This is a genomic window from Streptomyces peucetius (genome assembly GCF_025854275.1).
In the GTDB taxonomy this organism is placed as follows: Bacteria; Actinomycetota; Actinomycetes; order Streptomycetales; family Streptomycetaceae; genus Streptomyces; species Streptomyces peucetius_A.
The window spans coordinates 5,135,822-5,162,164 of the sequence record NZ_CP107567.1; the positions used below are offsets into that span (position 1 = coordinate 5,135,822).

Annotated in this window: 20 protein-coding genes; 13 read left to right on the top strand and 7 right to left on the bottom strand. The window is 69.6% G+C overall.

The genetic code is table 11. From position 1 onward, the window contains the following. Positions 1-37: 37 nt before the first annotated feature. On the bottom strand, positions 38-1,426 hold the full coding sequence (locus OGH68_RS23795) for a glycoside hydrolase family 18 protein (protein WP_264246992.1): 1,389 nt from the start codon (positions 1,424-1,426) through the stop codon (positions 38-40). A 236-nt stretch (positions 1,427-1,662) separates the two neighbouring features. Between OGH68_RS23795 and OGH68_RS23800 the strand changes: the two genes are divergently transcribed. The 5 genes from OGH68_RS23800 to OGH68_RS23820 all read left to right on the top strand — a co-directional run bounded on the left by OGH68_RS23800 (position 1,663) and on the right by OGH68_RS23820 (position 6,627). Next, entirely contained in the window at positions 1,663-2,415 is a 753-nt protein-coding gene (locus OGH68_RS23800) for a GntR family transcriptional regulator (protein ID WP_264250246.1), read from the top strand. A gap of 232 nt (positions 2,416-2,647) precedes the next feature. After that, on the top strand, positions 2,648-2,827 hold the full coding sequence (locus tag OGH68_RS23805; protein ID WP_264246993.1) for an SPOR domain-containing protein: 180 nt from the start codon (positions 2,648-2,650) through the stop codon (positions 2,825-2,827). Between the two features lie 109 nt (positions 2,828-2,936). Further along, positions 2,937-3,356 carry a (deoxy)nucleoside triphosphate pyrophosphohydrolase gene (locus OGH68_RS23810; RefSeq protein ID WP_264246994.1) on the top strand — a complete coding sequence of 140 codons (420 nt, stop codon included), beginning with the start codon at positions 2,937-2,939 and terminating at the stop codon, positions 3,354-3,356. Positions 3,357-3,481: 125 nt separating this feature from the next. Continuing rightward, positions 3,482-3,898, top strand: a complete 417-nt coding sequence (locus tag OGH68_RS23815) for an ATP-binding protein (protein WP_264246995.1) — start codon at positions 3,482-3,484, stop codon at positions 3,896-3,898. A gap of 146 nt (positions 3,899-4,044) precedes the next feature. Beyond that, positions 4,045-6,627, top strand: coding sequence for a SpoIIE family protein phosphatase (locus tag OGH68_RS23820; protein WP_264246996.1), 2,583 nt, complete (start codon positions 4,045-4,047; stop codon positions 6,625-6,627). A gap of 453 nt (positions 6,628-7,080) precedes the next feature. Here OGH68_RS23820 and OGH68_RS23825 read toward each other — a convergent pair whose 3' ends face one another. Continuing rightward, a complete protein-coding gene (locus OGH68_RS23825) occupies positions 7,081-7,791 on the bottom strand; it encodes a PspA/IM30 family protein (RefSeq protein WP_264246997.1) in 711 nt (236 codons plus the stop codon). 77 nt (positions 7,792-7,868) lie between these two features. After that, positions 7,869-9,947 carry a TPM domain-containing protein gene (locus OGH68_RS23830; protein WP_264250247.1) on the bottom strand — a complete coding sequence of 693 codons (2,079 nt, stop codon included), beginning with the start codon at positions 9,945-9,947 and terminating at the stop codon, positions 7,869-7,871. 87 nt (positions 9,948-10,034) lie between these two features. Here OGH68_RS23830 and OGH68_RS23835 point away from each other — a divergent pair, with 87 nt between their 5' ends. Further along, positions 10,035-11,120, top strand: a complete 1,086-nt coding sequence (locus OGH68_RS23835) for a hypothetical protein (RefSeq protein WP_264246998.1) — start codon at positions 10,035-10,037, stop codon at positions 11,118-11,120. Positions 11,121-11,202: 82 nt separating this feature from the next. Here OGH68_RS23835 and OGH68_RS23840 read toward each other — a convergent pair whose 3' ends face one another. The 4 genes from OGH68_RS23840 to OGH68_RS23855 form a co-directional block, all read right to left on the bottom strand. Beyond that, on the bottom strand, positions 11,203-11,973 hold the full coding sequence (locus OGH68_RS23840; protein ID WP_264246999.1) for a succinate dehydrogenase/fumarate reductase iron-sulfur subunit: 771 nt from the start codon (positions 11,971-11,973) through the stop codon (positions 11,203-11,205). Further along, positions 11,970-13,883 (bottom strand): fumarate reductase/succinate dehydrogenase flavoprotein subunit, encoded by a 1,914-nt coding sequence (locus OGH68_RS23845; RefSeq protein WP_264247000.1) that lies wholly within the window; start codon positions 13,881-13,883, stop codon positions 11,970-11,972. The genes OGH68_RS23840 and OGH68_RS23845 overlap by 4 nt, the downstream gene beginning before the upstream one ends. Before the next feature lie 26 nt (positions 13,884-13,909). Next, positions 13,910-14,731: a hypothetical protein gene (locus OGH68_RS23850; protein WP_264247001.1), complete on the bottom strand. Its 822-nt coding sequence runs from the start codon at positions 14,729-14,731 to the stop codon at positions 13,910-13,912. 89 nt (positions 14,732-14,820) lie between these two features. Beyond that, positions 14,821-15,063: a hypothetical protein gene (locus tag OGH68_RS23855; protein ID WP_264247002.1), complete on the bottom strand. Its 243-nt coding sequence runs from the start codon at positions 15,061-15,063 to the stop codon at positions 14,821-14,823. Between the two features lie 319 nt (positions 15,064-15,382). Here OGH68_RS23855 and OGH68_RS23860 point away from each other — a divergent pair, with 319 nt between their 5' ends. From OGH68_RS23860 to OGH68_RS23890, 7 genes are all read left to right on the top strand, one after another. Further along, the gene (locus OGH68_RS23860; RefSeq protein WP_264247003.1) at positions 15,383-17,803 is read left to right on the top strand and encodes an ABC transporter family substrate-binding protein; all 2,421 of its coding nucleotides are present in this window, start codon (positions 15,383-15,385) and stop codon (positions 17,801-17,803) included. A 303-nt stretch (positions 17,804-18,106) separates the two neighbouring features. Next, the gene (gene typA / locus OGH68_RS23865; RefSeq protein WP_264247004.1) at positions 18,107-20,014 is read left to right on the top strand and encodes a translational GTPase TypA; all 1,908 of its coding nucleotides are present in this window, start codon (positions 18,107-18,109) and stop codon (positions 20,012-20,014) included. 419 nt (positions 20,015-20,433) lie between these two features. After that, positions 20,434-22,050, top strand: a complete 1,617-nt coding sequence (locus tag OGH68_RS23870; RefSeq protein ID WP_264247005.1) for a peptide ABC transporter substrate-binding protein — start codon at positions 20,434-20,436, stop codon at positions 22,048-22,050. Between the two features lie 127 nt (positions 22,051-22,177). Continuing rightward, positions 22,178-23,107, top strand: coding sequence for an ABC transporter permease (locus OGH68_RS23875; RefSeq protein WP_264247006.1), 930 nt, complete (start codon positions 22,178-22,180; stop codon positions 23,105-23,107). Next, positions 23,100-24,065, top strand: a complete 966-nt coding sequence (locus OGH68_RS23880) for an ABC transporter permease (protein ID WP_264247007.1) — start codon at positions 23,100-23,102, stop codon at positions 24,063-24,065. The genes OGH68_RS23875 and OGH68_RS23880 overlap by 8 nt, the downstream gene beginning before the upstream one ends. Before the next feature lie 11 nt (positions 24,066-24,076). Next, positions 24,077-25,135, top strand: a complete 1,059-nt coding sequence (locus tag OGH68_RS23885; protein ID WP_264247008.1) for an ABC transporter ATP-binding protein — start codon at positions 24,077-24,079, stop codon at positions 25,133-25,135. Beyond that, entirely contained in the window at positions 25,128-26,276 is a 1,149-nt protein-coding gene (locus OGH68_RS23890) for an ABC transporter ATP-binding protein (protein ID WP_264247009.1), read from the top strand. Before OGH68_RS23885 ends, OGH68_RS23890 begins: the two co-directional genes overlap by 8 nt. Positions 26,277-26,343 lie beyond the last annotated feature (67 nt).

Below are 26,343 nucleotides of genomic sequence, written 5' to 3' on the forward strand. Positions count from 1 at the left end.
GAACCGGACCGGGACAGGAGGCAGGCCGGGCCGGGGGTCAGCGGCGGTTCAGCCCCCTGTCGACCGCGGCGGTCAGCTCGCCGTCCGCGGTGTCCCCGTCCAGCGACCAGAACATCGCCCCACCGAGCCCGTGCCGGCGGATGTACGACGTCTTGGCGTGCAGCACCTGCGGGTCGTCGTACGTCCACAGGGTGGTGCCGTCGAAGAGCCAGGCATGCCCGTTCCGCCGGTCCCGGTGGACCTGGTACGCGCCTGAGTCGGCGAGCTTCTTGAGCACCTTGTAGTCCTCGTACCCGGCCGCCCAGGTCGCCGGTGCGGGCCCGGCCGCCGGCCGGCCCATGCCGTCGCCCCCGCCGGTCACTCCGGTCCAGCCCTGGCCGTAGAACGGCATGCCGACCACCAGTTTGCGGGCCGGCGCGCCGCGCCGGAGCCAGTCGCGGACGGTCCGGTCGACGCTGAAGTCCCCGCGGGCGTACAGCGCGGACTGCTGGGCGGTGGTCTTCTCGCCGGAGACGTGAAAGTCGTAGCCCTGGAGGTTGACGAAGTCGAAGTCCCGCATGATCCGGCGGACGTCGAACCCGGCGTCGATCTTCGCGGCCGAGGCCGGTACGAACGCGGTGAGCTCGTAGTACTTGCGCTTCCCGCCGCGGGCCTTCTGCCGGGACTTCGCGCAGGCGTCCAGCTGGGTGCGGAACTCGTGCACCAGTGCCGTGAAGTTCTTCTTGTCCTCCGGCCGGTACACGGTGTCGGCGTCACCCTCGGAGCCGGGCCACTCCCAGTCGAGGTCGATGCCGTCGAAGAGACCGGCCGCCGCCCCCTCGCCGCCGCGTGCGCCGTCGACCGGCAGGTTGCCCTTGATGTACAGGTCGATGCACGACGAGACGAGCGCCTTGCGGGACTCGGGCGTGCGGGCGGCGTCGGAGAAGTGGGTGGACCAGCTCCAGCCGCCGAGCGAGATGAGCACCTTGAGGCCGGGGTGCTCGGCCTTGAGCTCACGCAGCTGGTTGAAGTTGCCGGCGAGCCGCTGCTCCGCGGTGTCGGCGACGCCGTCGACCGAATCGGCCGCCGACAGCGGGCGCGCGTAGTCCGCCCAGGCGTCGGCCTCGCCGGGGATGTTGCTGCCGGTGAAGCATCTGCCCTCGGCGTCGACGTTGCCGAAGGCGTAGTTGATGTGGGTGAGCCTGGCGGCCTGACCGCTGACGTCCAGGTCCTTGACCTGGAAGTCGCGGCCGTAGACGCCCCACTGGGTGAAGTAACCGACGCGCTTGTACGACTGCTTCTGGTGGTGGCCGGGGTGGCCGTGGTGGCCTTGGCCGCCGCGACGGGCGTCCGCGGCGGACGTGGCGGCAGCAGCGGGGGCGAGGGTGGCGACGAGCGAGAGCGAGCAGACGGCAACAGCCGCCCGGACAAAGGTTCTTCGACGCATCGGACTCATTCCTGTGCGCGTACCGGAAACAGGTTCCGTGAACGGTGTCGTGTGCGCAGGAACGTATTGGTATGGACCATTGCGGTCAAGGGCCTCCGGTGAGCCAACCGCGACTACCTGCGGTAAGCGTCTGCTCAGCGGCAATCATCACTTCGGGTGAAACCCTGGCCTACGCTTGCGGTCAATGACCGAGGGTTGTCACGCTGTTGCAGTCTGTCAACGTGTTGGGAGTGCCAGTGACATTCGGTGAGCAGCCCGCTTATCTGCGCGTCGCGAGCGATCTCCGCGAGAAGATCGCCAACGGCTCGCTGCCGCCGCACACCCGCCTCCCCTCGCAGGCCCGTATCCGCGAGGAGTACGGCGTCTCCGACACGGTCGCCCTCGAGGCGCGCAAGGTCCTGATGGCGGAGGGTCTGGTGGAGGGCCGCTCCGGCTCGGGGACCTATGTGCGCGAGCGGCCTGTGCCGCGCAGGGTCGCCCGCTCCGGCTTCCGGCCGCCGTCGGGCGCGAGCCCCTTCCGTCAGGAGCAGGCCGCGGAGGACGCCCGGGGCACCTGGGAGTCCAGCACCGAACAGGAGGCGGCGACGCCGGAGATCGCCGCCCGGCTCGACATCAAGACAGGCGACCGCGTGATGCGCACGCGCTATGTCTTCCGGGACGCGGGGGAGCCGATGATGCTCTCCACCTCCTGGGAGCCGCTCGAAGTCACCGGGCGTACGCCGGTCATGCTGCCCGAGGAGGGGCCGCTCGGGGGCTGCGGTGTCGTCGAGCGGATGGCCGCCATCGACGTCGTCGTGGACAACGTGACGGAGGAGGTCGGGGCCCGGCCCGGCCTCGCGGAGGAACTACTGGCGCTCGGCGGTGTCCCCGGCCATGTGGTGATGGTCATCGAGCGCACGTACTACGCCTCGGGGCGTGCGGTCGAGACCGCCGACGTCGTCGTCCCGGCCGACCGTTATCGCATCGCGTACCACCTGCCGGTGAAGTGAGCCGGCGCCGGTGACCGGCGGGGGCGGACCGGTGGCCGGTCCGCCGTTCGCCAGTGCCAGGTCGCCCGTAGTGGGGTGGTGGGGCGTATCCGGCCGGATGCGCCCCCTCTTCATGCCTCTTTGTGAAAACCCGTATCCGCTCAGTAAAGGCCAGGCGTAGGCTTCCGCATATGCATACTGCGGTTTCCTGGCGATCGTTACGGACACTCGGGCCGGCCGAGGGAGGGGTGCGATGACCGACAGCGGCGCTGTCCTGCCCTGGCTCGTCATTCGGCAGGACGACAACGGCAACTGTTACCGCGTCGGCAGGTACGCCACCGAGGCCGAGGCGCAGAAGATCGCGGACTCCCTCGACGGCCGCGGTCACAAGCAGCTCTACTGGGTCGAGCGGATCGGCCGGACGGCGCGCTGACGGCGCCGCCGGAGCGCAGGGACCTGTCCGGCGGTCGAGCCGGCTGCCGGGCAGGCTGCCTGGCCGGGGGCCGTCCGGCGGCGCTCCGGCGCGCAGTACGCTCCGCCGCATGACTGATCGTGTGGTGGTCGTGGCCGGAGCCGTGTGCGAGGAAGGGCGGCTTCTCGCCGCACGGCGCAGCGCGCCCGAGGAGCTCGCCGGACGCTGGGAGCTCCCGGGCGGCAAGCTGGAGCCGGGCGAGCGTCCCGAGCAAGCGCTGGTGCGCGAACTGCGCGAGGAGCTGGGCATCGAGACCGAACCTGTCGAGCGCGTCCCCGGTGAGTGGCCGCTGCGGCCCGGATACGTGCTCCAGGTGTGGGCGGTCCGGCTGGTGTCCGGTGAGCCGAGACCCCTGCAGGATCACGACGCGCTGCGCTGGCTCGCGCCCGGCGAGCTGGACACCGTCGACTGGCTCGATCAGGACCGGCCCGCGGTCGCCGCGTGGGAGCGCCTCCGGCGCGAAGAGGCGGGGGAGGGCTTGCGCCGCTGAGCTGTGCGCCGTTCGAGCCACGGCTGCATCCATTGCGGTCCGGGCACGGTAATCAAGGCCCCAAAGGGGGTATGTCCTGATTAACCCCCCTTAAATGGGACACGATTCCGGTGGTGATCGGGGAAGTGGTCGGCGTGATCGGCACCCGAGGCGAATGCGCCGAGTGGACTTTTCCGGCCGAACCGAACGTGGTGCGCACAGCCCGGCACGCCGTCCGCGACACACTGAGAGAGTGGGGACTGGACGCCGCCGTCGGAGACGTGGCCGTGCTCCTGGTCAGCGAGTTGGTGACCAATTCCCAGCGGTACACCCCCGGTCCGATCACCGTCCGGCTGTTCCGGCCGGAAAGCGGCGACCCCCTCCCTGTCCTGCTGGTCGAAGTCTCCGATCCGCTTCCGGATCCCCCGGTCGAGAAGTCCGCGCGCTCCGAGGACGAAAGCGGACGCGGGCTGCAACTGGTGGCCTGTTCCGCCCGGCGCTGGGGCACGCGGCGCGGCAGGACCGGCAAGACGGTGTGGTTCGAGCTTGCCCTGGCTGGTTAGAAGTCCTGAGGGACGACGATCACGTCGGAGTCGGCTCAAAACGAACGAGACCTCTCTGTGATCGTGAACGCCGTGTCGGTGAGAGCCGTAGTGCTGAATACTGCGGTCATGGCCGGTCCGGTGGGTGAGCTGGAGGGGACGGTCGCGTGAGCGAAATACCTGAGACGGCGAGCGACGTCGTATGGCAGAGCAGTCCGCCTGGCTCGATCTATGACTACATCAAGGTGGCCTCCTTCTCGATCGGTCACGACGGACTGGTCGACCAGTGGAGCGACCGGGCCGTGGAACTGTTCGGCATCACCGCCGACGAGGTCAGAGGCAAGGACCCGGTCGAGGTCTTCATGCCCGCGGAGCTTCGCCTGCGAGGACGCCGCAAGGTCGCGGAGATCCTCGACGGCAAGGAGTGGACGGGACTCGTCCCGTTCCGGATGCCGGGCGGCAGCCGGGTCCACGGCCTCGCCGAGATCTATGTGATGCCCAGTCGGACGGCCGGGGGGGAACAGGCGGCGCTCTGCATCGTCGTCGACGTCCGGGCGCTGCGGCGGATAGAGTCCGACCTCGCCGCATCGCAGGCCATATTCGGCCAATCTCCTTTCGGTTTCCTGCTCTTCGGCACCGATCTCACCGTGCAGCGCGCCAACCAGCGCTTTGCCACCGTCTTCGGCGGTGCCGCGGACGACCACCGCGGCCGCACGGTCCACGACTATCTCTGCCGTCCCGAGGCCGAACGGATGGACGCCGCCCTGCGCAGGGTCCTGGAGACCGGCGAGTCCGTCACCGACCTCCAGATCGTCGGGACGGTACCGGGGAGCACGGACCGCAGGCACTGGTCGATCAACCTCTATCGCGTGCACGGCGGTTCCGGCCGGCCCGTCGGTGTGGCCGGGCTCGGCACCGACATCACACGCCGTCACATCGCCGCCCGCGAAGCCGCGAACGCCCGCCGCAACCTCGCCCTCCTCAACGAGGCGAGCGCCCGCATCGGCAACTCCCTCGACCTGGAGACCACCGCCCGCGAACTCCTCGACGTCGCGGTCCCCGGTTTCTGTGACCTCGCCTCCGTCGACCTGTACCAGGCGCTGCTCACCGGTGACGAGGCCCCACCCGGTCAGTGGGGTTCGGCGAGGTCGGAGAGCTACGGCGGCGGCAGCGCGGAACTGCGGCGGGTCGCCTTCGCCAGCGCCGTCTCCGACGGCCCGTTGATGACCACCCCGGGCTGCGTACCCGAAGGCAGCGCCCCCGCCGCGGTCGGTGAGGTCCACCGCTATCCGTTCAACTCCCCCTGCGCCGGGGCCCTGCGCACAGCCCGTGTCCGGACGGTCCCGGGCGAGGACGGCAGCCTCGTCCAGTCGACGCTGGCCGTCCCCATGGTGGCGCACGACACCGTCGTGGGACTGGTGCAGTTCTCCCGCACCAAGGGCAGCGAGCCGTTCGGCGAGCGGGACCGGGCACTCGCGGTCGAGCTCGCCGCCCGGGCCGCCGTCTGTATCGACAACGCCCGCCTGTACCGCAGGGAGCACGAGCGCGCCCTCATCCTCCAGCGCAGTCTGCTGCCGCCCGGCGACCCGGAGGCCGCCGGCCTCGACATCGCGTGCCGCTATCTGCCGGGCACCGCCGCGACCGAGGTGGGCGGCGACTGGTTCGACGTCATTGAGCTGCCGGGCCACCGCACCGCGCTGGTCGTCGGCGACGTCATGGGACGGGGTCTGCGGGCCGCCGTCGCCATGGGTGAACTGCGCACCGCCGTACGGACGCTGGCGCTGCTGGACCTGGAACCGGCGGAGGTGCTCTCGGCGCTCGACGAGATCGCGCGGGGTCTGGGCAGCCCCGCGAAGGCCGGCCGTGCCCGGGGCGGGGCCCAGGTCCCGTCCCGCGTCGCCCACAAGTCCCGCGAGGCGGACCTCTCCGAGGTCTATCTCGCCACCTGCGTCTACGCCGTCTACGACCCGGTCACGCGCCGCTGCACCTTCGCCAACGCGGGCCATCTGCCGCCCGTGCTCGTCGAGCCGGGGGAGGAGGCGCTGATGCTCGACGTACCGCCGGGGATGCCGCTCGGCGTGGGCGGTGAACCCTTCGAGGAGGTCGAGGTCGAAGTGCCGGAGGGCTCCCTCCTCGCGCTCTACACCGACGGGCTGGTCGAGTCCCGCGACCATCCGCTCGACGAAGGTCTGCGGGCCTTCCGCACGGCGCTCACCGACCCGGTCCGCCCTCTGGAGGATGTCTGCGACCATGTGCTCAGCGCACTCGACACGCGGCACGGCGAGGACGACATCGCGCTGCTGATGGCCCGTATACAGGGCCTGCCGGCCGAGGCCGTCGGCGACTGGCGGCTGCCGCGCGAGCCCCGCTCCGTGGGCCGCGCCCGTGAGCTGGCCCGCGGCCAGCTCACGGCCTGGGGCCTCGAAGCCCTGGTGGACACGGTGGAACTGCTCGTCAGCGAGCTGGTCACCAACGCGTTGCGGTACGGCGAGGGCGAGATCCGGCTGCGGCTGCTGCAGGACCGGACGCTGGTGTGCGAGGTGTGGGACGCGGGCCTGGTACAGCCCAGGCGCCGACGGGCACGCGACACGGACGAGGGCGGACGCGGACTGCAACTGGTCGGTCTGCTGAGCGCGGCATGGGGCTCGCGACGGACGCCGCGCGGCAAGACGGTGTGGTTCGAGCTGGCGCTGCCGGACGGAGAGGGGGCGGCGGAGCCGACGGTGGAGCAGCTGCTGAGCATGTTCTGAGGGGACGCCGAGGGCGCGGAGGACGCCGAGGGGGCGCCGGGTGTGCGCTGCGGTGCGGTGCGCCGACGGCGGACCTCGCCCCCACCCCGCCCCTTCCCGAGACTGGGGCAAAGCCCCGGACCCCGGCCCGCCCAGCGGGCGGGGGCCCCGCGCCCGGGCCTGGCCCTGCGGGCGTGACCCTGGGCTCCGCCCATGTCCGCCACGCCCTGCGGCGTGGTTCGGGCTGCGCCCGAACTTGCGGCCCGTCGTGCGGGCCGGGCTCCGGCCGGGCCTGGTACCGCGTTCCGGCAGGGCCCCGGTCACCGCGGCTCCGCGGGGTGGTCGCAAACTCGCCCCTATCGCCTGGCGGTCGGTGGTGGACGTTCCCTTCCGCGCCGCCAGGTGTAGCGGCGTGCCCCCGGACGGGTCGGGTTTCGCTTCGCGCAGTGGCGCGTCCGCACCCGGCGCGACGCCCTACGCCGTCTTCAGCGCGGCCAGGCGCGCCTCGATCTCCGCGGTGTCGCCCATGCTGTCCAGCTGTTCGAACTGGGCGTCCAGTGACGAGGCCGCGAGTTCCTGCTTTCCCAGTGCCTTCGCCTCCTCCCGCCGGACCTTGTCCTCGAAGCGGTGCAGCTCGCTCGTCGGGTCGAGGACGTCGATGCTCTTCACGGCGTCCATCATGCGGTTCTGCGCCTCCGCGGACTTCGCTCTCGCCACCAGCTCGTCCCGCTTCGACTGCAACTGGCCCAGCTTCGCCTTCATCTCGTCGAGACCGGACTTCAGCTTGTCGACGACCGCCGTCTGGGAGGCGATCGTCGGCTCCGCGGTCCTCGCCTCCCGCTCGGACTGCAGCTGCCTGCCCAACGCCACCTTCGCCAGGTTGTCGAACCTGTCCGCGTCCGCCGTCTGTCCCGAGCTCCGCAGCTCGTCCGCCTTCCTGCTGGCCGCCAGCGCCTTCTCGCCCCATTCGCGGGCCGCCTCCACGTCCTCTTGGTGGTCCTGCTCCAGGAGGCGCAGATTGCCGATGGTGCTCGCCACGGCCTGCTCCGCCTCCACGATGTTGTTCGTGTAGTCGCGGATCAGTTGGTCGAGCATCTTCTGCGGGTCCTCGGCCTGGTCGAGCAGCGCGTTGATGTTGGCCTTCGCCAACTGCGCCACCCGCCCGAGAACGGTCTGCTTCGTCATGCCACTGCTCCTTGAACGCCGGTCGCAACCTTCGCAAGACGGGTAACTCCCGCACCATTCGCCACAGGCGATGTGCCTCAGAAACGGCCACCGCCCATCCGGCCGCGGGTGCCACCGCCGCCGAAGCTGCCGGGCCCGCCACCGAATCCACCACCGAGACCGCCATGGCCCCCGCTCCTTCCCCCGCCGAGCATTCCGCCGAGGAGGATCCCGCCGAGCACCGCGCCCCCGAGACCGCCCCCCGCTCTTCCCACTCCTGTTACACCGCCCGGCCCGTACGGGTTCCCGAATCCGCGGACATCGCGCTCCGCGAGGCTCTGCGCCTGCTGCGCCAGCCAGTCCGCCCGCCGTGCCTCCGCCAGCGCGGTCTGCGGATCGCCGCCCTTACCGTCGTCGCCGGCCAGCGCCTGCGCCCGCTCCAGCCGCCGCTGTGCCTCCGCCAGCCGGGTCCGGGCCTCGCTGCCGACGGCGCCGCGGTGCGTGGTGATGTAGTCGGCCGCCGCGCCGGTACCGGAGCGCGCGCCGAGCATCGCCCGCTCCAGGAGGGCGCGGGCGCGCCGCGTCCCCTGCTCCTGCTCCCGGGCCCCGGCCAGCGCCTCGTCCAGGCCGGCGTCCGCCTCCTCCACGCGGCGCAGCGCGTCGATGGGGTCGTACGGGCCGGTCTCCGTCGCGCTGCGCACCTCTGCGACGACAGCCTCCGCGCGGGCGATCCGGCCCTGGAGCGTGGCGGTCGACGCGCCCTCCGCGGTGCCCTTCAGCAGGCCGCGCGCCTCCGCCAGGTCCGTCTCCGTCTCGGTCAGCGCGCCCGGCAGCTTCCCGGCCGCTTCGGCCAGCTCCTGCGCCCGGCGGTCGACCGCCGCCATCAGCCGGCCGGCCTGGGCGACGGCCGCCTCCGCCGCCCGTACCCGCACGGCGGCCCGGCCGTTGTCGTCGGCCTCGACGGCCTGCCGGGCCTCGCCGAGACTGCTCGTCGCGAACTCCAGCCGGTCCTTGGCCTGCTCCACGTCGTCCGCGACGGGCGCCGCGGCCGAGGGTGCGTACCGCTCGCGCATCACAGTGAGCGCGGCCTCCGCGCTGACGACGCGGCCGTCGGCGTCCTCGAATGCGGCTTCCGCGGCCTCCAGCGCCTGCGGTGCGTTCCGTTCCAGGTCGCGCAACCGGTCGAAGTCCGCCGACTCGGCATCGAGCCGGCGATTGGCCTCCGAGCAGCGGGCCACGATCTCTTCGAGCATCCTGCGCCGGGTGGCGTCGTCCTCCGGATAGGCGTCGTCGAGCTGCTGGCGCAGCCGGAACGCGGCGGTCAGCTCCTGCTGCGCGTGTTCCACCGCCTCCTGGAACGGCCGCGCCGCCTCGTCGCCGAACTGGGCGGCCGCGAAGCCGAGTTCCTCCTGACTGGTGCGTACCGCGTCGTCGGTGTCCACCAGCGCCTGCTTGGACTTGGCGTCGAGCTCGGGGAGCGGCGGCTGCTCCGGCGCGCCCCAGCCCTCCTGGCCGCCCTGCGGCGTGGTGCGGGTGGCCGTGCGCCGCCTGCGTTTGGTGTAGGCGTACGCCGCGAACGCGCCGGCGGCGCCGAGCAACGCGATCGGAAGCACCAGGTCGCCCGTGCCCGTACCCGCGCCCCCGCCCGATCCCGGGTCGGCCTCGCCGGGCGTGATGTCCACCCGCGGTACCGGCCTGCCGGCCAGCACCGCGCCGTAGCCGTCGGCGGCGCCGATCGCGGCGCCCGCCCAGTCGTTCTCCTGCAGCGCGGGCTCCACAGCCGTCGCCGAGACCTCCGCCAGCTGGGCGTCGGTCAGGCGGGAGGCGTCGTCGACCCAGTACGCGTACTGCCGGTCGCGGGTGGCGACGGCCAGCAGGGCGTCCTCCTGCCCCAAACCGTTCCTGGCGGCTGTCGCGGCGGTCCACTCCTGGGCGGACCGGCCGGAGAAGTCCGTCACGTAGACGACGAAGAGCTGCAGCCGCTGCTCGTCGTAGAGGCGGTCCAGCGCCCGGGACACCTGGGCCTCGCGGTCGTCGAGCGCGCCCACGCGGTCGGTGATCTGGCCCTGCCGGGAGAGGTCGACCGGGTCGTCGGCCGTGACCGGGCCTGCGGCGGGCACGACCAGCCACCATGCCGCCGTCAGCACGGCGAGGAAGATCCGGGCGGCTGTTCGCATCACATTTCGGAGGCTAAGTCGCCGTCTGTCCCGCCGCGACCGGACGCGGTCGGGAACCACGGGCGCCCGGCGGCGGTCCTGCACCGCATGGAGATCAACGACGGGACGGCAACGGGAACAGGCGCGCGGCCCGCGGGCAGGGCCGCGGCGCTGCGACGGAGATGGCGGAGCCCCCGGCTGAAGTGGCCCAAGCGGATCGCGCTCGCGCTGGCGGTGGTCCTGCTCGTCCCGCCGGCCGCCGCAGCGGTCGCGCTGCGCGTCAACTACACGGGTGACCTCCGGGACGGCACCCGTACCCGCGGCAACGACGCCGTCTGGCTCGGCCACGCATGGGTGGACGGCCGTAAGAAGGAGGCGGACGTGCGGGACTTCGCCGAGCGGATCCGCGGCACCGGCATCAAGGACCTGTATGTGCACGCCGGCCCGCTGGAGCACGACGGCACGCTGCCCGCCGACCGCCATCCCCGTGCCCGGTGGTTCATCGACGCCGTGCACCGCGAGATGCCGGGCATACGGGTCCAGGCGTGGCTCGGCGACGTACTCGCGAACGACGGTCCGGACGGACTGCACCTCGACGACAAGAGGACGCGCGACGCGGTGGTGGTGTCCGCCGGGCAGATCCTGGACACCGGCTTCGAGGGGGTCCACTTCGACCTCGAGCCGCTGCTCTCCGGCGACGGCGACTATCTGTCGCTGCTCGCCGCACTGCGCACCCTGACGCTGGACCGCGACGCGCAGCTGTCGGTCGCCGCCCACCAGATCGACCCGCTGCCGGCCGCCCACAGCGTGAACGCGACGGTCACGGGCCGCGAGAAGTGGTGGTCGCAGGAGTTCTTCGGCGAGGTGGCGCGGCGCGTCGACCAGATCGCGGTCATGTCCTACGACACCTGGATGCCGCTGGAGTTCATGTACGGCGGTTATGTCGCGCACCAGACGGAGCTGGCGCTCGAGGTCACGCCCGAGAGCACCGATCTGCTGATGGGCCTGCCGTTCTTCCACGAGGACGACCTGGGGCACCACGAGAACGCGGAGACGGTCGCGGCCGCGGTCCGCGGCACCCGCCTCGGCCTCGGGCGCACGGACCGCGACCGGAAACGTTTCGGCGTCGCGCTGTACGTGGACTTCGCGGCGGAGGAGGGCGACTGGCGAGCCTACCGCGAGGGGTGGTGCTGACGGGCCTGCCGCAAGGGGTGGTGCTGACGGGTCTGCCCGCTGGCCGTGCGCTCTCGCACGATCAGCGGGCAGACCCGGACGGTCAGCTCTCCCGTCGCCTGATCCTGTTGCCCAGCCACACCAGCGGGTCGTACTTGCGGTCCGCGGCCCGTTCCTTCAGCGGGATCAGCGCGTTGTCCGTGATCTTGATGCCTTCCGGGCAGACCTCCGTACAGCACTTGGTGATGTTGCAGTAGCCGAGCCCGTGTTCGTCCTGGGCCGTCGTCCTGCGGTCGAGCCCCGCATCCGCGGCCGCGTCCAGCGGGTGCATGTCCAGCTCCGCCACCCGCATCAGGAAGCGCGGGCCGGCGAAGGCCTGCTTGTTCTCCTCGTGGTCGCGCACCACATGGCAGGTGTCCTGGCACAGGAAGCACTCGATGCACTTGCGGAACTCCTGCGACCGTTCCACGTCCATCTGCTGCATCCGGTACTCACCGGCCGCGACACCCGGCGGCGGCACGAAGGACGGGATCTCCCTGGCCTTGGCGTAGTTGAAGGAGACGTCGGTCACCAGGTCCCGCACCACGGGGAAGGCGCGCAGCGGGGTCACCGTGATCGTCTCCTCCCGCGAGAAGACCGACATACGGGTCATGCACAGCAGACGCGGACGGCCGTTGATCTCGGCGCTGCACGATCCGCACTTGCCGGCCTTGCAGTTCCAGCGGACGGCGAGATCGGACGCCTGGGTGGCCTGGAGGCGGTGAATGATGTCGAGGACGACCTCACCGTCGTTCACCTCGACGGTGAAGTCCTCCAGACCGCCGCCGTCCTGGTCACCCCGCCAGACCCTGAAGTGGGCTCGGTACGCACTCACTCGGTCAGCTCCTCTTCGGCGAGGTACTTGACCAGCTCTTCCTTCTCGAAGAGGGCGAGCAGGTCCGGACGGATGGGCTCGGTCGTCTTCCGTTCCAGCTCGATCCGGGCGCTCGCCGGATCGCCGGTGGCCGGGGCCAGCCGACACACCAGGTTGGTCCGGCGCCATTCGCGCTCCATGCCGGGGCAGTCCTCGCGGGTGTGACCGCCGCGGCTCTCCGTACGCTCCAGCGCCGCCCGTGCGATGCATTCGCTGACCAGCAGCATGTTCCGCAGGTCGAGGGACAGGTGCCAGCCGGGGTTGAACTGCCGGTGCCCCTCGACCCCGGCGCGGCTCGCCCGCACCCGCAGTTCGGCCAGCTTCTCCAGGGCCTGCTCCATCTCGCCGGCCCGCCGGATGATGCCGACCAGGTCGTTCATCGTCTGCTGGAGTTCCTGGTGCAGCGTGTACGGGTTCTCCGGGGCCCGCCCGTCCGCCGGACCCTCCGCGCTGAACGGGCGCAGTGCTTCCGCCGCCGCCGCCTCGATCCTGCTCTCGTCGACCGCGGGCCGTGCGGGGAGCCGCTGGGCGTACTCGGCCGCGTGCAGTCCGGCTCGGCGGCCGAAGACGAGCAGGTCGGACAGGGAGTTGCCGCCGAGGCGGTTGGAGCCGTGCATCCCGCCGGCGACCTCACCGGCCGCGAACAGCCCGGGCACGCCGTGAGCGGCGGCGGTGTCGGACTCGACGGCGATGCCGCCCATCACGTAGTGGCAGGTGGGGCCGACCTCCATGGCCTCGGCCGTGATGTCCACGTCCGCCAGCTCCTTGAACTGGTGGTACATCGACGGCAGCCGGCGCCGGATGACATCGGCCGGCATCCGGGTGGAGACGTCGAGGAACACCCCGCCGTGCGGGGAACCGCGGCCGGCCTTGACCTCGGAGTTGATCGCCCGCGCCACCTCGTCGCGGGGCAGCAGCTCGGGAGGACGGCGGTTGTTGTCCGGGTCCTCGTACCAGCGGTCGCCCTCGTCCTCCGACTGTGCGTACTTCTCCTTGAAGACATCGGGGACGTAGTCGAACATGAACCGCTTGCCCTCGGAGTTCCGCAGCACCCCGCCGTCGCCGCGGACCGACTCGGTCACGAGGATGCCCTTCACCGACGGCGGCCAGACCATGCCCGTCGGATGGAACTGCACGAACTCCATGTTGAGCAGCGGGGCGCCCGCCAGCAGCGCCAGGGCGTGCCCGTCACCGGTGTACTCCCAGGAGTTGGAGGTCACCTTGAAGGACTTGCCGATGCCGCCCGTGGCGAGAATGACGGAGGGCGCCTCGAGGACGAAGAAACGGCCCGTCTCCCGCTCGTAGCAGAAGACCCCGGCCACCCGGCCGTCACCCTTGAGGACCTGGGTGACCGTGCACTCCTGGAAGACCTTCAGGCCGGCCTCGTAGTCGCCGAGCTCCCGTTTGTCCTCCTGCTGCAGCGAGACGATCTTCTGCTGGAGCGTGCGGATCAGTTCGAGCCCGGTCCGGTCGCCGACGTGGGCGAGGCGTGGGTACTCGTGGCCGCCGAAGTTGCGCTGCGAGATCCTGCCGTCCTTGGTGCGGTCGAAGAGCGCGCCCCAGGTCTCCAGCTCCCACACCCGGTCGGGCGCCTCACGGGCGTGCAGCTCGGCCATCCGCCACTGGTTGAGGAACTTCCCGCCGCGCATCGTGTCGCGGAAATGCACCTGCCAGTTGTCGCCCGCGTTGACGTTGCCCATGGAGGCGGCGATGCCGCCCTCCGCCATGACCGTGTGCGCCTTGCCGAACAGGGACTTGCAGATCACCGCCGTGCGCGCGCCCCGCTCGCGCGCCTCGATGGCGGCGCGCAGGCCCGCACCCCCCGCGCCCACCACGACGACGTCCCACTGCTGCCGTTCCAGTTCAGTCATCGGGTCCTTCCCTCTGCAACAGCCATCTAGAACAGCCTCGGATCGTCGAAGACGCCGGACGCGACGAGGTAGACGTAGAAGTCGGCCAGCGCGACGCTGAGCAGTGATGCCCAGGCGAGCTGCATATGACGGGCGTTCAGCCTGCCGACCCAGTCCCAGAGGCGGTAGCGCACCGGGTGTTTGGAGAAGTGCCGCAGTCTGCCGCCGATGATGTGCCGGCAGGAGTGGCACGAGAGGGTGTACGCCCAGATCAGGACGATGTTGACGAGGAACACGAGAGTGCCGAGGCCCATGTGGCCCCACTCGTAGTTCTCGTCGCGGAAGGCCAGCACCGTGTCGTAGGTGAGGATCCCGGCGACCGGCACGGCCGCGTAGAAGAAGTACCGGTGGATGTTCTGCAGGATCAGCGGGAAGCGGGTCTCGCCGGTGTACTTCTTGTGCGGCTCGGCGACGGCGCAGGCCGGGGGAGAGGCCCAGAAGCCCCGGTAGTAGGCCTTGCGGTAGTAGTAGCAGGTCAGCCGGAAGCCGAGCGGGAAGATCAGGATCAGCAGCGCGGGGGAGAGCCCCCACCAGCTGCCGAAGATCTCCCAGTTGGGCCCCGCGCGCATCGGTTCGCAGTTCTCCGCCAGACAGGGCGAGTAGAACGGTGAGACGTACGGCGCCGCGTAGTAGTCGTCGTTCGCGAAGGCCCGCCATGTCGAGTAGACGATGAAGGCGAGCAGCCCGGCGGCGGTCAGGGCCGGGGCCAGCCACCAGCGGTCCGTCCGCAGATGGCCGGGGGCGATGGTGGCTCGCGTGGCCTCGTGCACGCCCGTATTGACGTGGGGTGGTTCGGTACCAGTGGCCAACGAAGGCTCCGGGTGGAGTGGGATCGGAGTGTGGACCCGGCCGGCGGCCTCACCGGCCTGCTACGGGCCGGTCCTGCCGTCCGGGCCGGTCAGGGCGCGTGCCGGTCGCGGACTCCCAGCCCCTCGTCGTCGGAGTCCGTCCACAGGGCGTTGTCGTACGGGGCGTCCGGGATGGTGACCAGTTCGGTGCGGGCCGTGGCGGCCCGAGAGGGGGCGGGCGTGACCGGGCCGGAGGCACGCAGCCGGTCGACGGTCTGCTCCAGTTCTCCGACGCGTCGGACCAGCTCGTCGAGACGGCTCTGGACCGCCGCCAGATCTTCCTGGTGTGACATGACTTGCCCTCACTTCCGCAGGGTGCGGTGGCGTCGTTCATGCGCCTGCGAGTGTCGCGCGTCACATCCCCCTTGTGAAGGGGACGTACGGGCATTCCCGGCGCACGCGCTACCAGCGCGCCCCTTGTGGTGGTTGTCTCACTCCCCCCATATTCGCCCTTTGTGTCCGGTTGTGCGGCGTTCCGGGTTCCCCCGCACGGGTGGCCTTGGCGCCGCGCCCGCCGCGCCTCCGTCCGGCGCGGCGCCCGCTCCACTTCAGTGAGGGGAATCGGTGTGATCATCTCTAAATTCGACGAAACAGGACGAAGAGGTACAAGCCATGTCCCAGGTCGAAGCCCCCCGCGGGCGGACATGCTCCCGAAGGCTCCGCCCCGTCGCACTGCTCGCGAGCGGAGTGCTGGTACTCCCCGTTCTCGCCGGCTGCAGCTCGGGTGAGGAGCAGAGCCGGGGGAAGCCCCCGGCCCAGGACATCTCGCCCGCCGATCGCGACCTCGTCGAGGACGGAGGCACCCTGCGCTGGGCCGTCGACGCGATGCCCGCCACCCTCAACACCTTCCAGGCCGACGCGAACGCCACCACGAGCCGGATCGCCGGCGCTGTGCTGCCCGCCCTCTTCGTCCTCGACGAGAACGGGCAGCCGCAGCGCAATCCGGACTATCTGGAATCGGCCGAGACCGTCGAGCGCGAGCCCAAGCAGGTCGTGCTCTACAAGCTCAACCAGCAGGCCGTGTGGAGCGACGGCCGCGAGATCGGCGCGCCCGACTTCCTCGCCCAGTGGCGCGCCCTGAGCGGAAAGGATTCCTCGTACTGGACGGCCCGCAACGCCGGGTACGACCGGATCCAGAAGATCGAGCGCGGCGCGAGCGACCTCGAGGTCAAGGTGACCTTCACCAAGCCCTACGCGGACTGGCGGTCGCTGTTCACGCCGCTCTACCCCAAGGACGTGACGGGGACCCCGGACTCCTTCAACGACGGCGCCCGCACCGAGCTCAAGGCGACGGCCGGCCCCTTCCGGATCTCCGGGATCGACCGTGAGGCCGCCACGACGACCCTGGTGCGCAACCCCCGCTGGTGGGGGGACCGGCCCAAGCTCGACAAGCTGGTCCTGACGGCGGTCCCGCGCGACAAGCGCGTCACCGCCCTCGCCGCCGAGCAGATCGACCTGGCGGACATCGACCCGTCGGCGGCGGAACGAATCTCCTACGCGGTGAAGGACGCCGGACGCGGCGGCCGCCCGCTCGCCTACGGTCCCGCCGCCACCGCCCCGTCCGCCGCGCTGAAGTCCTGGGCCCTGGCCCACGGCTCCGACGAGGAGCTGGCCGAAGTCGCGCAGGAGGCCCGCAAGCGGGCGGCCGAGGCCGAGAAGAAGTACGCGAAGGAGCAGTCGGCCCTCAGTAAGTACGAGGTCCGCAAGTCCCTGGAGCCGGCCTACACCCAGCTCGCGCTGAACGGTGAGTCCGGGCCGCTCGCCGACGACCGGGTGCGCCGGGCGATCGCCCGCGCACTGAACCGCAAGGAGCTGGCCGAGGCCGTGCTCACCCCGCTCGGTCTGCCCGCAGAGCCGCCCGGCAGTCACCTGGCGCTGGCGGGCCAGGCCGCCTACACGGACAACAGCGCCGCCCTCGGGGAGCAGGACACCCAGGAGGCGCAGGCGCTGCTCGCCGACGCCGGCTGGACGCCCGACGGATTGCTCGAGGGGCCGGCCAAGGCCGGCGGCGAGGCCGGGGCCAAGGGCGAGGACGAGAAGGCGGGCGACAGGAAGAGTGAGAAGGAGGACGAGAAGAAGGGTGACGGGGGCAGGGCCTCCGCCGAGCCGTCACCGGCGTCCTCCGCGAAGCTGAAGCCCGCCGAGGCGGCGTCGGAGAAGAAGCCGGAGAAGGAAAGGGACGTCGCCTCGAACGAGGGCCTCTACATCGTCGGCGACGACAAGCCCGCCGGACGCGACCCCCGCGCCGGCTCCCGCGCCACGCACATCCTCGCCCCGGCACCCGGCGCGGCCCTCCAGAGCCTCGCCCTGCGCCGCCAGGCCGCCTCGCTCCGCGACGACGCGGCGAACGCGGCAGCATCCGCCGACAAGGACGGCGGAGCGGACAAGACCGGCAAGAACGCCCAGGAGAAGCGCGGTGTGGCCGGCGCCTACGCCCCGCTCGGCACCGCGGCACCCGGCCAGGCCGCAGCGGGCGGTGCGCTCGGCAAGGACGGAAAGCCGCTCAGCCTCCGCTTCGTGCTGCCGTCCGGGCCCGGCTCCGAGGTCCTGCGCACCGTCGGCGACAAGATCGCTCAGATGCTCGACCGGATCGGGGTGCGGACGGAGATCGTCAAGGTCGACGACGCCAGCTTCTTCAAGGACCACATCGCCTCCGGCGACTACGACCTGGCCCTCTACTCCTGGCCGTCCAGCCCCTACCCGGCGACCGACGCCAGGCCGATCTACGCCAAGCCGAAGCCGGCCTCCGACGGCTCGCTCCTGGTCGAGCAGAACTACACACGGGTGGGTACCGACTACATCGACCAGCTCTTCACCCAGGCCGCCGGGGAGCTGGACAAGGACGCCGCCCGCGATCTGATGCGCAGGGCCGACGCCAGGATCTGGGCCGCGGCGGGTTCCATCCCGCTCTACCAGCGCCCCGAGCTGGTCGCGGCACGCAAGAACGTGGTCAATGCGGGAGCGTTCGGGTTCGCCGACCCGCGGTACCAGGACATCGGGTTCAAAAAGCCCGGCGCCGCTGCCAAGAAGTAGAAAACAGCAGGTCACAACCTCAGAACTGGCTCAAGTTCCTTGCCCGCCGGTCATGCCGGCGGGCAAGCTCATGCCGACCCTCGACCCGGGCTCACCCCTGTGTGTCCGCCCGCCCCGCCGTACCGGCACCGCCCCTGCCGCGGCGTGATCCCCGCCTCGTTCGCCCCGGACCCGATCGTTCCGGGGAGCCCGTGTCCCGGCGGCCCCGTACCATAGGAACAGCCGTGGCGTGTCCGCCCGGCGGGCGGACGGGTAAATCCCATCCAACGCCTGATCCCACGATCGAGAGAAGCGCCTGCACGCATGCCCACGCGCCACGACATCCGTAACGTAGCCATCGTCGCCCACGTCGACCACGGCAAGACCACCCTGGTCGACGCCATGCTCAAGCAGGCCGGTGCCTTCGCCGCGCACGCCGCCGAGCAGCTCGACGACCGCATGATGGACTCGAACGACCTGGAGCGTGAGAAGGGCATCACGATCCTGGCGAAGAACACCGCCGTGAAGTACCACCCCAAGGACGGCGGGGTCCCGATCACCATCAACATCATCGACACCCCCGGTCACGCCGACTTCGGTGGCGAGGTCGAGCGTGGTCTGTCGATGGTCGACGCGGTCGTCCTCCTCGTCGACGCCTCCGAGGGGCCGCTCCCGCAGACGCGTTTCGTGCTGCGCAAGGCTCTCGCCGCGAAGATGCCGGTGATCCTGTGCATCAACAAGACGGACCGCCCCGACTCCCGGATCGCCGAGGTCGTCGACGAGACGTACGACCTGTTCCTGGACCTGGACGCCACCGAGGAGCAGATCGAGTTCCCGATCGTCTACGCGTGCGCCCGTGACGGTGTCGCGTCGCTGACCAAGCCCGAGGACGGCACCGTCCCGACCGACAGCGACAGCCTGGAGCCGTTCTTCTCCACGCTGCTCGACACCGTCCCGGCCCCCGAGTACGACGAGTCCGCCCCGCTGCAGGCTCACGTCACCAACCTCGACGCCGACAACTTCCTCGGCCGTATCGCGCTGCTCCGCGTCGAGCAGGGTGAGCTGCGCAAGGGTCAGACCGTCGCCTGGATCAAGCGCGACGGCACGATCTCGAACGTCCGCATCTCCGAGCTGATGATGACCGAGGCGCTCACCCGCAAGCCGGCGGAGGTGGCCGGCCCCGGTGACATCTGCGCCGTCGCCGGTATCCCGGACATCATGATCGGCGAGACCCTGGCCGACCCGGAGAACCCGATCGCCCTGCCGCTGATCACGGTCGACGAGCCCGCGATCTCGATGACCGTCGGCACCAACACGTCGCCGCTGGTCGGCCGTGGCGGCACCGGCAAGGGCGCCGACGCGAAGGCGGCGGTCAAGGACCGCAAGGTCACGGCCCGCCAGGTGAAGGACCGTCTCGACCGCGAGCTGATCGGTAACGTCTCGCTGCGCGTGCTGGACACCGAGCGCCCCGACGCCTGGGAGGTGCAGGGCCGCGGCGAGCTGGCGCTGGCGATCCTGGTCGAGCAGATGCGCCGCGAGGGCTTCGAGCTGACCATCGGCAAGCCGCAGGTCGTCACCAAGGAGGTCGACGGCAAGGTCCACGAGCCGGTCGAGCGCATGACGATCGACGTGCCCGAGGAGCACATGGGCGCTGTGACGCAGCTCATGGGCGTCCGCAAGGGCCGCATGGACAACATGTCGAACCACGGCTCCGGCTGGGTCCGGATGGAGTTCATCGTCCCGTCCCGCGGTCTGATCGGCTTCCGTACGGAGTTCCTGACGAACACCCGCGGCACCGGTATCGCGCACTCCATCCACGAGGGTCACGAGCCCTGGTTCGGCCCCCTGCAGACCCGGAACAACGGCTCGCTCGTCGCCGACCGCTCCGGCGCCGTCACCGCGTTCGCGATGACGAACCTTCAGGAGCGCGGCGTGCTGTTCACCGAGCCCGGCACCGAGGTGTACGAGGGCATGATCGTCGGCGAGAACTCGCGCTCCGACGACATGGACGTGAACATCACCAAGGAGAAGAAGCTCACCAACATGCGGTCGTCCTCGGCCGATTCGTTCGAGGCGATCGTCCCGCCGCGCAAGCTCTCGCTGGAGCAGTCGCTGGAGTTCTGCCGCGACGACGAGTGCGTCGAGGTGACCCCGGAGGCCGTCCGCATCCGCAAGGTCGTCCTGGACCAGAAGGAGCGCGGTCGCGCCGCCTCGCGTGCCAAGCACGGCTGACGGATCGCCAAAGCTCTGGCAAAACAGCTGAACACACGGCCCGGCCCTCCGCAGAGACTGTGGAGGGCCGGGCCGTTCGTCAACTTCTTTTCATGGTCCGAGTGTCCGTATATCGGCCGTCGCACTCCGGAACATGTGTTAAGGGTCCGTTTCGCGGGTGTCTGTCTGGGATCGCTTTGTCCGGATTTCGGGCTGGAGTGCCCCTCTGATGTTGTCAAAACGAGACCCTTTAGGTGTGGTTTACAAGCCTGTCCTACTTAATAGTTGGCTCCATTGAGCTCGGGTCAATGGGTCATGCGCTGTGGGGAGCGCCGACTCACGAGCACACTCGGGGCACTTGACGAACGCTGTCAGGGGTGTCAGCGCGCGTAGAAATGTGCCCCTCTTGTAGTGACAAGTGGACTCATGAGGAGGAACCCATGCGTGGTGCCAAGAGCGCCAAGTGGGTCGCGGGAGCGATCGTTGTCGCCCTGGCGGCCACTGCCTGTGGCGGCGGCAGCGGTGATGAGGGCAAGAAGAACACGTCGGGCAAGCCGGCCGGCTACGTCTCGATCGACGTCGGCGAGCCGCAGAAGCCGCTGATCCCGGCCGACACGAACGAGAGCAACGGCTCCTACGTCATCCAGGCGCTCTTCACGCAGCTGCTGGACTTCGACAACAAGGGCGAGATCGTCTACACCAACGCGGAGTCGGTGACGACGGAGGACTCGAAGACCTGGACCGTCAAGCTCAAGGCGGGCTGGAAGTTCCACAACGGCGAGGCCGTCACCGCGCAGTCGTACGTCGACGCGTGGAACTGGTACGCGAACGTCAAGAACAACCAGCAGAACGCGTTCTGGTTCGGTGACATCGCCGGCTACGACGACGTGCACCCGGAGAAGGGTGACCCGAAGGCCGACAAGATGTCCGGTCTGAAGGTCGTGGACGACACCACCTTCACGATCGAGCTGAAGGACAAGGTCCCGTACTTCAACTACAAGCTCGGCTACGCGACGTTCGCGCCGCTGCCGAAGGTCTTCTACGACGACCCGAAGGCGTTCGGCCAGAAGCCGGTCGGCAACGGTCCGTACAAGTTCGAGAAGTGGACCCACAAGAAGCTGATCCAGGTCGCGGCCAACCCTGACTACAAGGGTCCGAACAAGGCTGCGAACAAGGGCATCCAGTTCAAGAACTACGCGACCCTCGAGGCCGCGTACCAGGACGTCGTCTCCGGCAACCTGGACATCATCCGCCAGGTCGGCCCGACGGACCTGCCGAAGTACAAGCAGGACCTGGGCGACGGCGCCATCGAGCAGCCGTACGCGGCCATCCAGTCGCTGGTCCCGGCGTTCTACAGCAAGACCTTCAAGGACATCGACCCGAAGGTCATCCAGGGTCTGTCGATGGCGATCGACCGCAACACGATCACCAAGACCGTCCTGAACAACACGCGTACCCCCGCGACGAGCTTCACGCCGCCGCAGGTCAAGGGCAACCAGGACCTGGGCACGGACATCTTCACGTACAACCCGGAGAAGGCGAAGAAGCTCATCCAGGAGGGTGGCGGCGTCCCGGACAACAAGCTGTTCATCCAGTACAACACCGACGGCGGCCACAAGGAGTGGGTGACCGCGGTCTGCGAGTCCATCCGCAAGGCGACCGGTGTCGACTGCGTCGGCGACGCCAAGCCGGACTTCCCCACGGACCTCGAGGCCCGTGACAACGACCAGGTGAAGTCGATGTACCGCGGTGGCTGGGTGGCCGACTACCCGGTCAACGTCAACTTCATCAAGGAGCTCTACCACACCAACGCCGAGTCCAACAACGGTCGTTTCTCCAACAAGGAGATCGACAAGATGATGGCGGAGGCGGACAAGGCGAACTCCCTGGAAGAGGCCGTGAAGGGCTACCAGGAGGTCGAGAAGAAGCTGCTCGAGGAGATGCCGGCCATCCCGCTGTGGTACTACCGCATCAACGGTGGCCACGGTGAGGGCGTCGACAACGTCGCGGTCGACTTCCACGGTGACCTGGAGCTCACTGGCGTGACCGTCAAGTAATCGCCTGCGGGCCCCACCCCACTCGGCCGTAACCCGCCGCCGTCGGTCATCCGGCGGCGGCGGTGGTCCGGGGGCCGTCCGCACGCGGACGGCCCCCGGACCCAGTTAACCCCTCACGGAGGCACCCATGGGGCGCTACGTCGCACGACGACTGCTCCAGATGATCCCGGTCTTCATCGGGTCGACCCTGCTCATCTTCATGATGATGTACGCGCTGCCCGGCGACCCCGTGCGCGCACTGGCAGGTGAACAGCACGTCGATCAGGCGCAGATCGACTCTCTGAAGCAACAGCTCGGGCTGGACAAGCCCATTCTGATGCAGTATGTGATCTACCTCGGGAACCTGCTCCAGGGTGACTTCGGTACACAGATCGCAAGCCAGCGCCCCATCGCGGAGGTCATCGCCGACGCGTATCCCGTCACCATCCAGCTGACGTTCTTCGCGTTCACCTTCACGGTCGTCGCGGGTATCACCCTGGGTGTTCTCGCGGGTCTGAAGCCCGAATCGCTGCGTGACCGCGGTCTGCTGCTCCTCACGCTGCTGCTGATCTCGGTCCCCTCGTTCGTGCTGGGCCGGCTCTCGCAGTACTTCTTCGCGTTCGAGCTCGGCATCGTGGAGCCGAACGTCTCCCTTCAGGAGAACTGGAACGAACTGCTGCTGCCCGCTTCGGTTCTGGCGGCCCTCTCCCTCGCCTATGTGGCGCGACTGACCCGCACGTCGGTCGCGGAGAACCTGCGGTCCGACTACATCCGGACCGCCGTCGCCAAGGGCCTGCCGCGCCGCCGTATCGTCACCGTGCACCTGATGCGGAACTCGATGATCCCGGTCGTCACGTTCCTCGGTGCCGACCTCGGCACCCTGATGTCGGGTGCGGTCGTGACCGAGGGCATCTTCAACGTGAAGGGCATCGGCAGTCTCGTTTTCGAGGCCCTGAGACGGCGCGAGGGAGCCACGGTCGTCGGCGTGGTCACGCTGATCGTCCTTGTCTACCTAATCTGCAGCCTGCTCGTCGACCTGCTTTACGCGGTCCTGGACCCGAGGATCCGGTATGCCTGAGAAAATCGCAGAGACCTCGAAGACCCAGGACGAGCTGCTGACCGCTGCCGAACCCGAGACCGCGTTGGTGGTCGAGGCCGGCCCGGCGAGCGCCAAGGCGCGCAGCCTCTGGTCCGACGCCTGGCACGACCTGCGCCGCAACCCGCTGTTCATCGTGTCGTCGGCGCTGATCCTGCTGCTGATCGTGATGGCGGCGGTGCCCAGCCTGTTCACCAGCGCGTCGCCGCGCGACGGTGACCTGGTCAACCACTACCTGCAGCAGCCGAACTGGAGCCACTTCTTCGCTCCGGACTGGTTCGGCTACGACATCCAGGGCAGGTCGATCTACGCCCGCGTCATCCACGGCGCCCGCGCCTCGATCACCGTCGGCATCACTGTGACGATCCTGGTCACCCTGATCGGCGGCGCCCTCGGCATGATCGCCGGCTACTTCGGCGGCCTGCTGGACACGCTGCTCTCCCGGCTGACCGACATCTTCTTCGGCATCCCGTTCCTGCTCGGCGCCATGGTGATCCTCACCAGCTTCGAGAAGCGCGCCGTGTGGACGGTCATCCTGGCGCTGGCCTTCCTCGGCTGGACCTCGATCGCCCGTGTCGCCCGAGGCGCGGTCATCACCGTCAAGCAGGCCGACTATGTCGTGGCTGCGCGGGCTCTCGGTGCCTCGACCTCGCGGATCATGATCAAGCACATCATGCCCAACGCCCTCGCCCCGGTGATCGTCGTCGCGACGATCGCGCTGGGCGGCTACATCGGCGCAGAGGCGACGCTGTCCTTCCTGGGTATCGGTCTTTCCGAGCCCACGGTCTCGTGGGGCATCGACGTCTCCGACGGCTTCGCCCAGATCCGGAACGCACCGTACGTGCTGATCATCCCCTCGGTGATGGTCTCGATCACAGTGCTCTCGTTCCTCATGTTCGGCGATGCGGTACGCAACGCCCTCGACCCGAAGATGCGCTGAGGGAGGCGTACGTGACCATCATCGAAGAAACAGCAGGGGTTCCGGCGCCGCGCGGCGCGGGGGATGCCTCCGGTCCACTGCTCGACGTGCGTGACCTGCACGTGGAGTTCCACACCCGTGACGGTGTCGCCAAGGCGGTCAACGGCGTCAACTACAGCGTCGACTCCGGCGAGACCCTGGCCGTACTGGGCGAGTCCGGCTCCGGCAAGTCCGTGACCGCGCAGGCGATCATGGGCATCCTCGACATGCCGCCGGGGAAGATCCCGCAGGGCCAGATCCTCTTCCGTGGCCAGGACATGCTCACCATGAGCAACGAGGAGCGGCGGAAGATCCGGGGTCAGAAGATCGCGATGATCTTCCAGGACGCGCTCTCCTCGCTGAACCCGGTGCTCTCCGTGGGCTACCAGCTCGGTGAGATGTTCCGCGTCCACCAGGGTCTGTCCAAGAAGCAGGCCAAGGCCAAGGCCGTGGACCTGATGGAACGGGTGAAGATCCCGGCCGCCAAGGACCGGGTCAACGATTTCCCGCACCAGTTCTCCGGCGGTATGCGCCAGCGCATCATGATCGCCATGGCCCTGGCTCTGGAGCCGGACCTGATCATCGCCGACGAGCCGACCACCGCGCTCGACGTGACGGTGCAGGCCCAGGTCATGGACCTGCTGGCGGAGCTGCAGCGCGAGTACAACATGGGTCTGATCCTGATCACCCACGACCTCGGCGTCGTCGCCGACGTCGCGGACAAGATCGCCGTGATGTACGCGGGCCGGATCGTCGAGACCGCACCCGTGCACGAGCTGTACAAGCGGCCGGCGCACCCGTACACCCGGGGTTTGCTCGACTCGATCCCGCGCCTGGACCAGAAGGGCCAGGAGCTGTACGCGATCAAGGGTCTGCCGCCCAACCTGCTGAAGATCCCCACCGGTTGCGCATTCAACCCGCGCTGCCCCAAGGCGGACGACATCTGCCGTACGGAGATCCCGGCGCTGGTCCCGGTGACCGAGCAGGACGGCAGCGAGCTGCCCGGCCGCGGCAGCGCGTGCCACTTCTGGAAGGAGACGATCCATGGCTGAGCTCAAGAAGACGAACGAGGCCGTGGACGCGACCCCCAACGTCGCCAAGGTGGAGACGGTCGACGCCGCCTCCGAGGCGGCGGCGGTCCAGGCGATCGAGGCCCCGGTCCACCGCGGTGAGCCGATCCTCCAGGTGCGCAACCTGGTCAAGCACTTCCCGCTGACCCAGGGCATCCTCTTCAAGAAGCAGATCGGCGCGGTCAAGGCCGTCGACGGGATCTCCTTCGACCTCTACCAGGGCGAGACGCTCGGCATCGTCGGCGAGTCGGGCTGTGGCAAGTCCACCGTCGCGAAGCTGCTGATGACGCTGGAGCGGGCGACCGCCGGCGAGGTCTTCTACAAGGGCCAGGACATCACCAAGCTGACGGGCCGTGCGCTGAAGGCCGTCCGCCGCAACATCCAGATGGTGTTCCAGGACCCGTACACCTCGCTCAACCCGCGGATGACGGTCGGCGACATCATCGGCGAGCCCTTCGACATCCACCCCGAGGTGGCTCCGAAGGGCGACCGGCGCCGCAAGGTGCAGGATCTGCTGGACGTCGTCGGTCTCAACCCCGAGTACATCCACCGGTACCCGCACCAGTTCTCCGGCGGTCAGCGTCAGCGCATCGGCATCGCCCGCGGCCTCGCGCTCAATCCGGAGATCATCATCTGCGACGAGCCGGTGTCCGCGCTGGACGTGTCGGTGCAGGCGCAGGTCGTCAACCTGATGGAGAAGCTGCAGGACGAGTTCAACCTGTCCTACCTCTTCATCGCCCACGACCTGTCGATCGTCCGGCACATCTCGGACCGCGTCGGCGTGATGTACCTGGGCAAGATGGCGGAGATCGGCACGGACGTGCAGATCTACGACCACCCCACCCACCCGTACACGCAGGCGCTGCTCTCCGCGGTCCCGGTCCCCGATCCGGAGATGCGCGAGGGCCGTGAGCGGATCATCCTCACCGGCGATGTGCCGTCGCCGGCGAACCCGCCGTCGGGCTGCCGCTTCCGCACCCGCTGCTGGAAGGCGGAGGAGAAGTGCGCCACCGAGGTGCCGCTGCTCGCGGTGCCCCAGCGCTTCAAAGGCCAGGACACCCCGGCCGCGCACGAGTCGGCGTGCCACTTCGCCGAGGAGAAGGACGTCGTCCACGCGGCGTAGTCCCCACTCGTCGACGCAGGGCGCCCACCTCCTCGGGGGTGGGCGCCCTGCGCGTCGTGGAAAGGCG

Coding starts and splice junctions, on each gene's coding strand:
- OGH68_RS23795 (WP_264246992.1), bottom strand. CDS start 1,426: ATGCGTCGAAGAACCTTTGTCCGGGCGGCTGTTGCCGTCTGCTCGCTC.
- OGH68_RS23805 (WP_264246993.1), top strand. CDS start 2,648: ATGACCGACAGCGGCGCTGTCCTGCCCTGGCTCGTCATTCGGCAGGAC.
- OGH68_RS23810 (WP_264246994.1), top strand. CDS start 2,937: ATGACTGATCGTGTGGTGGTCGTGGCCGGAGCCGTGTGCGAGGAAGGG.
- OGH68_RS23825 (WP_264246997.1), bottom strand. CDS start 7,791: ATGACGAAGCAGACCGTTCTCGGGCGGGTGGCGCAGTTGGCGAAGGCC.
- OGH68_RS23830 (WP_264250247.1), bottom strand. CDS start 9,947: ATGCGAACAGCCGCCCGGATCTTCCTCGCCGTGCTGACGGCGGCATGG.
- OGH68_RS23835 (WP_264246998.1), top strand. CDS start 10,035: ATGGAGATCAACGACGGGACGGCAACGGGAACAGGCGCGCGGCCCGCG.
- OGH68_RS23845 (WP_264247000.1), bottom strand. CDS start 13,883: ATGACTGAACTGGAACGGCAGCAGTGGGACGTCGTCGTGGTGGGCGCG.
- OGH68_RS23855 (WP_264247002.1), bottom strand. CDS start 15,063: ATGTCACACCAGGAAGATCTGGCGGCGGTCCAGAGCCGTCTCGACGAG.
- OGH68_RS23860 (WP_264247003.1), top strand. CDS start 15,383: ATGTCCCAGGTCGAAGCCCCCCGCGGGCGGACATGCTCCCGAAGGCTC.
- typA (WP_264247004.1), top strand. CDS start 18,107: ATGCCCACGCGCCACGACATCCGTAACGTAGCCATCGTCGCCCACGTC.
- OGH68_RS23870 (WP_264247005.1), top strand. CDS start 20,434: ATGCGTGGTGCCAAGAGCGCCAAGTGGGTCGCGGGAGCGATCGTTGTC.
- OGH68_RS23875 (WP_264247006.1), top strand. CDS start 22,178: ATGGGGCGCTACGTCGCACGACGACTGCTCCAGATGATCCCGGTCTTC.
- OGH68_RS23880 (WP_264247007.1), top strand. CDS start 23,100: ATGCCTGAGAAAATCGCAGAGACCTCGAAGACCCAGGACGAGCTGCTG.
- OGH68_RS23890 (WP_264247009.1), top strand. CDS start 25,128: ATGGCTGAGCTCAAGAAGACGAACGAGGCCGTGGACGCGACCCCCAAC.